The organism is Vibrio sp. V30_P3S12P165, from assembly GCF_009904905.1.
Lineage (GTDB): Bacteria > Pseudomonadota > Gammaproteobacteria > Enterobacterales > Vibrionaceae > Vibrio > Vibrio fujianensis.
Window position 1 is genome coordinate 181994 of the sequence record NZ_WXWH01000077.1, and the last position, 9890, is coordinate 191883.

General features: G+C 42.5%; 11 protein-coding genes. 4 read left to right on the forward strand and 7 right to left on the reverse strand.

Annotated features, from left to right (window positions below; translation table 11 throughout):
- Positions 1 to 20: 20 nt before the first annotated feature.
- The 6 genes from nqrE to bolA all read right to left on the reverse strand — a co-directional run bounded on the left by nqrE (position 21) and on the right by bolA (position 5454).
- The gene (gene nqrE / locus CAG57_RS15815) at positions 21 to 617 is read right to left on the reverse strand and encodes an NADH:ubiquinone reductase (Na(+)-transporting) subunit E (protein WP_099611647.1); all 597 of its coding nucleotides are present in this window, start codon (positions 615 to 617) and stop codon (positions 21 to 23) included.
- A gap of 7 nt (positions 618 to 624) precedes the next feature.
- A complete protein-coding gene (locus CAG57_RS15820; RefSeq protein ID WP_099611648.1) occupies positions 625 to 1257 on the reverse strand; it encodes an NADH:ubiquinone reductase (Na(+)-transporting) subunit D in 633 nt (210 codons plus the stop codon).
- The gene (locus tag CAG57_RS15825; protein ID WP_099611649.1) at positions 1257 to 2039 is read right to left on the reverse strand and encodes a Na(+)-translocating NADH-quinone reductase subunit C; all 783 of its coding nucleotides are present in this window, start codon (positions 2037 to 2039) and stop codon (positions 1257 to 1259) included. The genes CAG57_RS15820 and CAG57_RS15825 overlap by 1 nt, the downstream gene beginning before the upstream one ends.
- Entirely contained in the window at positions 2029 to 3276 is a 1248-nt protein-coding gene (locus CAG57_RS15830; protein WP_161427619.1) for an NADH:ubiquinone reductase (Na(+)-transporting) subunit B, read from the reverse strand. The genes CAG57_RS15825 and CAG57_RS15830 overlap by 11 nt, the downstream gene beginning before the upstream one ends.
- Positions 3277 to 3281: 5 nt before the next feature.
- Positions 3282 to 4622, reverse strand: coding sequence for a Na(+)-translocating NADH-quinone reductase subunit A (locus CAG57_RS15835; protein WP_099611668.1), 1341 nt, complete (start codon positions 4620 to 4622; stop codon positions 3282 to 3284).
- A 520-nt stretch (positions 4623 to 5142) separates the two neighbouring features.
- Positions 5143 to 5454, reverse strand: a complete 312-nt coding sequence (bolA, locus tag CAG57_RS15840) for a transcriptional regulator BolA (RefSeq protein ID WP_099611650.1) — start codon at positions 5452 to 5454, stop codon at positions 5143 to 5145.
- 143 nt (positions 5455 to 5597) lie between these two features.
- On the opposite strand from bolA, the gene CAG57_RS15845 reads away from it, so the two are divergent.
- Genes CAG57_RS15845 through CAG57_RS15860 form a run of 4 tightly spaced genes read left to right on the forward strand, consistent with a single transcriptional unit; the run spans position 5598 to position 9324 of the window.
- Entirely contained in the window at positions 5598 to 6731 is a 1134-nt protein-coding gene (locus tag CAG57_RS15845; protein WP_161427236.1) for a methyltransferase, read from the forward strand.
- A 44-nt stretch (positions 6732 to 6775) separates the two neighbouring features.
- Positions 6776 to 7351: a YajG family lipoprotein gene (locus tag CAG57_RS15850; RefSeq protein WP_099611652.1), complete on the forward strand. Its 576-nt coding sequence runs from the start codon at positions 6776 to 6778 to the stop codon at positions 7349 to 7351.
- Positions 7344 to 7892: a peptidylprolyl isomerase gene (locus tag CAG57_RS15855; RefSeq protein ID WP_099611653.1), complete on the forward strand. Its 549-nt coding sequence runs from the start codon at positions 7344 to 7346 to the stop codon at positions 7890 to 7892. The genes CAG57_RS15850 and CAG57_RS15855 overlap by 8 nt, the downstream gene beginning before the upstream one ends.
- Before the next feature lie 49 nt (positions 7893 to 7941).
- Positions 7942 to 9324 (forward strand): AmpG family muropeptide MFS transporter, encoded by a 1383-nt coding sequence (locus CAG57_RS15860; protein ID WP_161433684.1) that lies wholly within the window; start codon positions 7942 to 7944, stop codon positions 9322 to 9324.
- A 45-nt stretch (positions 9325 to 9369) separates the two neighbouring features.
- On the opposite strand, the gene istB is transcribed toward CAG57_RS15860, so the two are convergent.
- Positions 9370 to 9890, reverse strand: a 521-nt coding sequence (istB, locus tag CAG57_RS15865; RefSeq protein ID WP_161439551.1) for an IS21-like element helper ATPase IstB, incomplete at its 5' end; no start/stop codon positions are given.

The following is a 9890-nucleotide window of genomic DNA, read 5'->3' on the forward strand; positions in this document are numbered from 1 at the left end:
ATTGTTGCGGCCTACCCGACTTACAGTTGAACACCAGAGAAAGACATAAAGCCTAACGCCATTAACCCTACCGTGATAAAAGTGATCCCTAAACCACGTAAACCAGGAGGAACGTCTGAATATTTCATTTTTTCACGAATCCCCGCAAGTGCAACAATTGCCAGCATCCAACCAACGCCAGAACCAAAGCCATAAACAATCGACTCTGTGAAGTTGTAATCACGTTGCACCATAAATGAAACCCCACCAAAGATGGCGCAGTTCACCGTGATTAGCGGTAGGAAAATACCTAATGCGTTATACAGAGGTGGAAAGAAACGATCCAAAATCATTTCTAAGATCTGTACTAAGGCAGCGATGACACCGATAAAGGTAATGAAGTTAAGAAAACTGAGGTCAATCCCCTCAACGAGAGCGTTCTCTCTTAAAATCAGGTTATAAACAAGATTATTCACGGGTACAGCAATAGTTAGTACCACAACAACTGCGATCCCCAACCCAAAGGAGGTTTTTACTTTCTTAGAAACCGCCAAGAAAGTACACATTCCTAAGAAGAAAGACAGAGCCATGTTTTCGATAAAAATCGATTTAACCAGCAGGCTAATATAATGTTCCATTACGATCTTACTCCTTCGCTTCTACTTGCTCTGGTCTGAACGTACGAATTGCCCAGATCAAGAAGCCAATTAGGAAGAATGCAGATGGTGCAAGCAGCATCAAACCATTAGGTTGATACCAACCACCATTGCTAATAAGCGGCAAAACTTCCAAACCAAATAGCTTGCCTGAGCCTAATAGTTCGCGGAAAAAACCGACGGTAATCAGAACAAAACCATAACCCAAACCATTACCCAAACCATCGATTAAAGAAGGAATTGGTGCCGACTTCATCGCAAACGCTTCCGCGCGCCCCATAACAATGCAGTTAGTAATAATCAAACCAACGAATACCGATAACTGCTTGGAAATATCGTACAGGTAAGCTTTTAAAAACTGGTCAACCACGATAACCAATGAAGCAATAATCGCCATTTGTACGATAATCCGTACGCTATTAGGGATATGATGACGGATCAATGAAACAAAAAAGTTAGACAGCGCCGTTACAAACATAACCGCTAACGTCATAACAAAAGCTGTTTCTAGTTTGGTGGTTACTGCTAGAGCAGAACAAACGCCCAATACCTGTAAGGCAATTGGGTTATTGTCTAACACTGGGGCGAGAATGCTCTTTTTAAGATCTTTAGTACTAGACATTAGTTAAGACCTCCATCACGAACTTTTGCCAAGAAAGGACCAAAACCCATATCTCCCAACCAGAAGTCAAAGGTATTTTGTACACCGTTGCTGGTCAATGTCGCACCAGATAAACCGTCCACACCATGTTGGGAACCTTCTGGAGCACCACCTTTTACAATTTTAATTGCGGGTTTATGATTCTCATCAAATAATTGCTTACCAACAAATTGAGCACGCCAAGATGGGTTTTCAACCTCACCACCCAACCCAGGAGTTTCACCTTGATCGTAATAAGTAATCCCCGACACGGTATTACCATCGGTTTCGACCGCAACAAAAGCATACATCATCGACCATAAACCGTTGCCATGAATCGGAAGGATCACTCTCGATACTTGATTGCCATCTTTCACTAAATAAACAATACCGGTGTTGGAGCGACGAATAATTTTTGCGACGTCTTGGTCGGCAGGAAGTTTGATTGACTCATCGGCCGTTTTGGCAGCTTTACGCTGATCAAAATCAGCAGCGGTTGAGCCATCTTCAGCCCGCTCTATAAAATTACCCGTTTTGAAGTCAATTAAACGAGGTTCAATATACTGTGTATAGAGTTCTGGTATTGAACCAGAAGCTTCGATACCTGCTACCTCGATAATTTTGCTTTGCTTATCTAGACGTGCATTTATCTGCTGTTTCTCACGTAAGCCTATCGCGGCTCCCGATACAATGATCGAGCACACGAGGCTCAGTGCAATAACAACAAACAGGGTCTTTTTAATGCTATCGTTACTACTTGCCATAGCGTGCTAGTCTCCGTTTGATGTTTCTCTCGACAACGAGATGGTCGAAAAGAGGAGCAAATAGGTTAGCGAATAAAATCGCTAGCATCATGCCTTCAGGGTATGCGGGGTTGACAACTCGGATTAGCACACACATTGCACCGATCAAAATTCCATATGCCCATTTACCTTTATTTGTAAATGATGCAGACACGGGGTCTGTTGCCATAAAGAACATACCAAAAGCAAAGCCACCTAACACCAGATGCCAATGCCAAGGCATACTAAACATGGCGTTGCTGTCTGAGCCCACTACATTAAATAATGTAGCAAGTGCAATCATACCGATCATGACCCCAGCAATAATGCGCCAAGATGCGATTCCCATGTAAACAATGAAAGCGGCCCCAATCGCTAATGCCAGTGTAGAAACTTCACCGATCGAACCTGGAATATTACCAATGAATGCATCCATCCAAGTAATGGCTTGTCCCGTTGCAGCATTAACCAACTGACCGCTTCCGCCTTGAGACCATTGGCTAAGTGCTGTTGCCCCAGAAAAACCATCTGCTGCAGTCCAGACTAAATCACCAGAAATTTGAGCTGGATAGGCAAAGAATAAAAATGCACGTCCCGCCAAAGCTGGGTTTAGGAAGTTACGTCCCGTACCACCAAACACCTCTTTCGCAACAACCACACCAAAGGTGATACCCAAAGCGGCTTGCCATAATGGTAATGTGGGGGGCACGATAAGAGCAAAGAGGATAGACGTAACAAAGAAGCCTTCGTTCACTTCATGCTTACGCACCATACAGAAGAGCACTTCCCAGAAACCACCGACGAGAAAAACTGTCGCATAGATTGGAAGGAAATAGGTTGCTCCTAAAAGCATCTTCGTTCCCCAACCCGCTCCAGTTATGCTGCCGCCTAACATCTCGGTAAGCCAATAATGCCAATTACCAGCAACGGTGCTAGCTAGATCAATCTGACCTAATAAAGCCATATGTTGCAGTGCAGCAATAGCTTGGCCCCCGGCATTGTACATTCCCCAAAACATCGCAGGAAATACCGCGAACCAAACCATGATCATGATACGTTTTAAGTCGACGCTATCACGTACGTGTGAGCTTTTCTTTGTTACTGTACCAGGTGTATAAAATAGTGTTGCAGCAGCTTCATATAGAGCAAACCACTTCTCATGTTTACCACCGGGTTCAAAATGATGCTCAATGTCTTCAAGAAACTTTTTAAGGCCCATGAAAATTACCCTTCCTTCTCAATCTTGTCGAGGCATTCACGAAGGATAGCTCCGTATTCATATTTGCCAGGACATACAAAGGTACATAATGCTAGATCTTCTTCATCCAGTTCGAGTACACCTAAACGTTGAGCGTTATCGGTATCCCCAGCACAAAGATCACGGAGTAACAACGTTGGCTCCATATCTAGCGGCATAATTTTTTCATAGTTGCCAATCGGTACCATTGCACGATCACTACCATTGGTACTGGTTGTCATATTGAACAACTGTCCTTTGAATAAGTGACCGAGGAAAGAGCGCGTAACCGAAAAACGATTCTTACCAGGAGCCGCCCAGCCAAGAAACTCTTTCTCTCGCCCTTCACGTAAGACCGAGACTTGAAGATGATAACGTCCCAGATAAGCATGAGGGCCCGAGGCTTGAACGCCAGACAAGACAGAACCTGAAATGATACGAACTTCACCGGGCATCAATTCGTTATTAGTCAGCTCATCTAAACTTGCCCCCATGACGGTGCGTAGCAATCGAGGATGATTAACTACAGGGCCAGCTAACGAAACGATGCGTTCATTATACAGCTCACCGGTCAAAAACAGCTTACCGAATGCAATCACATCTTGATAGTTAATGCTCCATGCGACATTTTCAGCATTAACCGGGTAAAGAAAATGCATATGTGTACCAGCAAGACCGGCAGGATGAGGGCCATCAAAAACATGTTCTTCAACATTATTTTGTGATGAGCGAGGTAAACTCGTTCCTTTTTTACACACATACACTTTGCCTTCTGTCAAAGCAGAAAGCACATCTAAACCTGCAATAAAAGCTTCGGATTGCTCATTGATGATCACACTAGGATCGGCTGCTAATGGGTTAGTATCCATCGCAGTAACGAAAATCGCCTTAGTATGGGAGTCAATAGCGGGAACCTTGCTAAACGGACGAGTACGCAATGCTGTCCATAAACCAGATTCAACCAACTGAGCTCTCACCGCATCACGGTCCAAACTCGCTAGCTGATTGGCTTCAAACTTATTGAACGTTATTTGCTCATCGCCAGACACTTCAATCACAACAGATTGAAGGACCCGCTTTGCGCCACGGTTAACTTCAATAACTTTGCCACAGACAGGTGAAGTAAATAGGACACCTGGGTTCTTTTTATCTTCGAAAAGAACTTGAGCTTTCTTTACTTCATCACCTACGCGGACATGCATCGTAGGACGCATACCAACGTACTCTTCGCCAAGCAAGGCGACTTTTGTGACGGCAACACCGTCATTAATCACCTGGGCAGGAGTTCCAGCAATAGGAAGGTCCAAACCCTTTTTTATTGTAATCATACGCACTTGCACTACTTTTTTATCGGGAAAAAGATTCTTTCATTGCGTAAATTCGAGACATTAATGGATAACTATGGGCTTAGGATGTAAGCCAAAATACCGTTAACTGTACTCTAGACACGACATTACAGTGTCCGCTTCTGGTTGTGTTAACACCAAAACCGCAACATCCTTTTTAAAATCCCATCACATTTTCATAATGAGACTTATTAGGTGCAGTAGTTTAACATCTTTTGGGAACTTGATGCCATGACCAATCCCAGCTTCGTTCGCTTTATTTACCAAGAAACACACCATCAGGATTAATTAATAATCATAAATTTGACATATCGCACAATAAAAATACGCGACCAAAATCATGGATAATAGCATTGACTCGAATGACCGATAGCCACAGCGATTCACGTCACCATAAACCTGTTTCCCCTGATACTCATCACAAGCAATTGTAGACATTTAGTTAAAAAAACCGCTCTGTAGCACATGTCTAACGAGGATACTAAGCATGGATATTGCCTTTTTATTGGTTATTATTTCCCATGCACATTGGGCTTTCTGGCACCCCATCTTGTTGTTCTCGCCACTCCTGTGGGGTATAGGTATGAATCGCTAATGCGTGAATATGAGTAGATAATTCGTCCAGCAAAACTTGATTGACTTGACGATGACGAGCAACCAATCGTAATCCATCAAAATCAGAACTGACAACAATCACTTTAAAATGACTTTCAGAGCCTGCTGGGACATTGTGCATGTAACTCTCATTAATGACTTTCAAATATTGTGGATGAAATGCATGATGCAATTTCGTTTCAATGACTTCTTGAAGCATGGCGTTTCCTTAATACACAATGTTTCATGACTCGATAGGGATAAGTTTACTCGCGCAAAACGATAAGGGAAAGGTTTTGGTTTCTTGTTCTGCAACCATTTGCGACAATAGTTAGGTGATTAAATTATGCTAGTAACCTCAATATGAAAACAGAGCTGACGCTATACGATCAAACCTTGACCTTGCACCGCTTCCCACAACGAAGTAATGAAACCCTGCAAGCATGGGATGCAGGAGATGAATATTTAATTACGCATGTGGCGTCGTTATCGCTCCCTCCGAATCAGCATATTTTGATTCTCAATGACCATTTTGGAGCGCTCAGCTGTTGGTTCTCAAAGTCGCATACAGTAACCGTAATGAGCGATTCGTTTATTGCTCATCAGGCGATCAAACAAAACTTAATGGCGAATCAATGCCCTTCAATCACATTAACCAACACAATGGGAAGTCTCCCCTCTGATATTGACTTAGTGCTAATACAAGTACCGCGTAATAACCGCCACCTTGTCTGGCAATTAACCCAGTTGAGACAGTCACTATCGAGTGATTGTCCTGTGATTGCTGTTAATAAAGCCAAAGAGATTCATACTTCAACTCTACAGCTTTTTAGTCAATATTTAGGGCAAACAAAAACGTCCTTAGCGTGGAAAAAACATCGCCTTATATTTAGTTATGCTAACAGCAAGCATGCCCTCCCCACCTCGACAACCACTTGTTGGAAAGTGGAGAACCATCCAATTGAACTCACGAATTTACCCAATGTCTACTCAGGAGAGAAGCTCGATCAAGGTGCTCGTTTTTTTCTCAATTATTTACCGAGTGATGACACTCTTCTAACGGCCATTGATTTAGGATGCGGCAATGGTGTGTTATCGGTAAAACTCGGACAGCTAAACCCACAAGTACAACTAACCTGTGTCGATGAAAGTTTCATGGCTGTAGAGTCTACAAGGCTAAACTTACTCAACAACCTAGCACCCGGTCGACAATTCGAATGTTTAGTCAATAATTGCTTAGATGGTTTTGCGGATAATTCGACTCAATTGATCGTCTGTAATCCTCCATTTCATCAGCAACAAGCGATTACCGATCATATTGCTTGGCAAATGTTCTGCGATGCCAAACGAGTTCTTAACCAAGAAGGAAAGTTATTAGTGATTGGCAATCGTCATCTCGGCTACGATATAAAACTCAAACGACTATTTGGTAAAAGCCAAGTAAAAACTGTCGCTAGTAATGCAAAATTTGTTATCTTACAGGCTATTAAGCAATAAGACTGACGCTATTAAACCGATTGACTTAACGAAAGGAATTGACCATGAAAAAACTGGTTATCGTCGCAACCATGATGCTACTCAACGCATGTGCAGCACCACAGCAAGAACAAATTAACTTCATACCTAAACCGACGCTAAGTAATAGTGCCGTGGTCGATAACGCTGCGTTTACTTTAGTAAGTAAAGACATCCGTTCGGCACAATACGTTGCTCTCGTCGATAGTGGACGCAATAATATCGAACCGATTCATCCTAAACAAAATGTGCGTATTGCACTTGAAAATGCGTTATCAGAACAGTTTTCATCACAAGGCTTTCGCTTAACCGTCAACAGTGAAAATACCCTAACTCTAGAGGTTCAAGAGCTCCTCGTTAACGTTGTTCACTCGATTACCTCCAATGAAATGGATGCTAAAGTAACCCTTGAGGTAACAGCTGAAACGCCAAAAGGTAAGCTAATAAAAAGTTATACTGGCACCGCTAAACGTAGTGCTGCGTTGAGCGCGTCAAATCAAGATATAGAAAAAGTACTTAACGATGTCATTAACTTGGTTCTCAAAGAAATGGCAAATGATGACGAGCTTAAAAATTATATGAAGGAACGTTTCCATGGCTAAGCAATGGCTACTGTTCATTTTGACTGTCATGAGTACCAATCTCTGGGCGGGGCCAAAAGTGAAGTTTGAAACCTCATCAGGTGAGTTTGTTATCGAGCTTAATCAGGAACAAGCGCCACTCACAACAGCTAACTTCCTTAAATATGTAAAAGATGGTAGCTATACTGGTACTCTTTTTCATCGAGTCATTCCTGGCTTTATGGTTCAAGGTGGTGGTTTTGATGAAAAAATGGTACCCAAAGAGAGCTACCCTCCCATCAAAAACGAAGCGAGAAACGGTTTAGCAAATAATACTGCAACCGTAGCAATGGCACGAACGACTAATCCTGATTCAGCCACCCGACAATTTTTTATTAATCTTGTCGATAATGATTTTCTCAATGCAAGTACAAGGCAAGACGGGTATGCTGTTTTCGGTGAGGTTATTGAAGGATTCAGTACCATTCAAGATATGGCAACCCAACCTACCCACACTAAGGGACGTATGAGTGATGTCCCGATCACGCCGATTATTGTTACGAAAGTAACGCTCATTGATTAATCTTGATTAGCCCTAAGCATTAGGGCTAACTTGATAAGGATGTTGCTTCATGCCGAGCAAAGCTCACTCTCTCACTTGGTCACAAACATTTAAAAGTTATCTTGATCGCCGACTTTTATGGGTTTTTATGCTCGGTTGCTCTAGCGGCTTTCCATGGGTGTTGATCGGCTCAAATATGTCGGGGTGGCTTAAAGATGCAGGCTTGACTCTTGCCGCTATTGGCTACTTTGGTAGTGTATTTTCTGTTTATGCGATTAATTTTTTATGGGCTCCATTAGTTGATCGCGTAAAATTACCTTTTTTACATGCACGCTTAGGGCAAAGACGAAGTTGGATTCTCTTTTGCCAATTGTTTGTGTTTATTTGCACTTTATGTATTGCTGGCATGAACCCAACCAGCAACCTTGCTGCGATGTCAATTCTGGCACTCTGCATTGCAATTGCCTCGGCAACGCAAGATATCGCCATTGATGCTTTTCGAATCGATACTTTTCAAAAATCCGAACAATCTAAGCTACCGCAAGCATCAGCAATGGCCGTCATTGGCTGGTGGACGGGATACTCTCTTCCTGGTTACTTTGCTTTTATCAATGCCGATGATATTGGCTGGAACATGGTTTATTACGGAATGGCCGCCGTTATTATTCTACTCATGCTATTTACTGTATTAGTCAGTGAGCCTAAAACATACAGAGATAAGCTACAAAAACAAGCAGAAGAGAGGCATAACCAAGTTGTTCATTTTAAAGCAATTAGTTGGTTAAGTGTCACTCTATTCGAACCTTTTATTGATTTCTTTCGTCGCAATGGCTCTCGTGTCGCAATCACACTGCTACTTTTTGTCTTTTTATTTAAGATAGGTGAAGCCTTCTTGGGTAGAATGTCGATTGCTTTTTATAAAGATATTGGCTTTAGTAATGAACAGATCGGTTATTATTCCAAATTGATTGGTTGGGGCATTACGATGTTATTTACTTTCGTTGGCAGTATGTTTAATGTTCGCTTTGGTATTGTGCGAGGCCTAATGATAGGTGGCATTGCGATGTCAGCCAGTAATTTAATGTTCGCTTGGATCGCTCAAACAGGGCCTAATGAGCATCTTCTTCTCGCAACTATTTTAGTTGATAATTTCACGACTGCATTTTCAACAGTCGCATTTGTATCATTTTTAACAGTCATGACTGGCCAAGCCTTTTCTGCAACACAATACGCCCTGCTCGCCTCTCTGGGTAACTTCAGTAGAACAACGCTCGCCTCCTTCAGTGGTGAGCTAGCAGAATACCTCGATAACTGGCCATTATTTTTCATTTTAACCGCATTAATGGTTATTCCGAGCTTATTGATGCTGTATTCGTTACGCCATTACTTTAACAATATGCTAAGTAATGCAAGAAAGAACCGGCAATCCTTGTCAACGATCACCGAAAACTGATCCACTTTTAGCTTAAAAACGATCAATCAAAATTGATCCACCCTTTTACTCAGGTATTGCTCCTGAGCGTCGTTTATCTTTCAATCGATAACTATCACCACTTAACTGCAAAACATGCGAGTGGTGAAGCAGTCGATCTAACATCGCTGCCGTTAATGTCGCATCATCGGCAAATGCGCTAGGCCATTGGCCAAACGATAAATTGCTGGTCAAAATAATACTGCCATACTCATAGCGCTTAGCGATCACATTAAAAAATAGGTTGGCTTCTTCTCGCCCAAACGGCAGGTAACCGATTTCATCAATGATCAATAACCTTGGAGCCATCACAGAGCGAGAGAGGTATTGCTTCAGCTTGTTTTGTCGCTTAGCGGTCGATAATTGCAGCATCAAATCAGCGGCGGTGATAAAGCGCGTTTTCTTTTTAGCTTGTACGGCTTTGAGTCCCAACCCGATCGCTACATGCGTTTTACCGACACCGCTTGGTCCAAGTAGCACCACGTTTTCATTACGCTCAATGAAGGTCAGCGCACTTAATTCTTGTATCTGCTGTTTCGGAACGCCGG

Excerpts from the sequence above, each read along its gene's own strand:
- CAG57_RS15850 (WP_099611652.1), top strand. The coding sequence starts at position 6,776 with ATGAAAAAACTGGTTATCGTCGCAACCATGATGCTACTCAACGCATGT.
- CAG57_RS15825 (WP_099611649.1), bottom strand. The coding sequence starts at position 2,039 with ATGGCAAGTAGTAACGATAGCATTAAAAAGACCCTGTTTGTTGTTATT.
- CAG57_RS15830 (WP_161427619.1), bottom strand. The coding sequence starts at position 3,276 with ATGGGCCTTAAAAAGTTTCTTGAAGACATTGAGCATCATTTTGAACCC.
- CAG57_RS15860 (WP_161433684.1), top strand. The coding sequence starts at position 7,942 with ATGCCGAGCAAAGCTCACTCTCTCACTTGGTCACAAACATTTAAAAGT.
- CAG57_RS15855 (WP_099611653.1), top strand. The coding sequence starts at position 7,344 with ATGGCTAAGCAATGGCTACTGTTCATTTTGACTGTCATGAGTACCAAT.
- nqrE (WP_099611647.1), bottom strand. The coding sequence starts at position 617 with ATGGAACATTATATTAGCCTGCTGGTTAAATCGATTTTTATCGAAAAC.
- CAG57_RS15845 (WP_161427236.1), top strand. The coding sequence starts at position 5,598 with ATGAAAACAGAGCTGACGCTATACGATCAAACCTTGACCTTGCACCGC.
- CAG57_RS15820 (WP_099611648.1), bottom strand. The coding sequence starts at position 1,257 with ATGTCTAGTACTAAAGATCTTAAAAAGAGCATTCTCGCCCCAGTGTTA.
- CAG57_RS15835 (WP_099611668.1), bottom strand. The coding sequence starts at position 4,622 with ATGATTACAATAAAAAAGGGTTTGGACCTTCCTATTGCTGGAACTCCT.
- bolA (WP_099611650.1), bottom strand. The coding sequence starts at position 5,454 with ATGCTTCAAGAAGTCATTGAAACGAAATTGCATCATGCATTTCATCCA.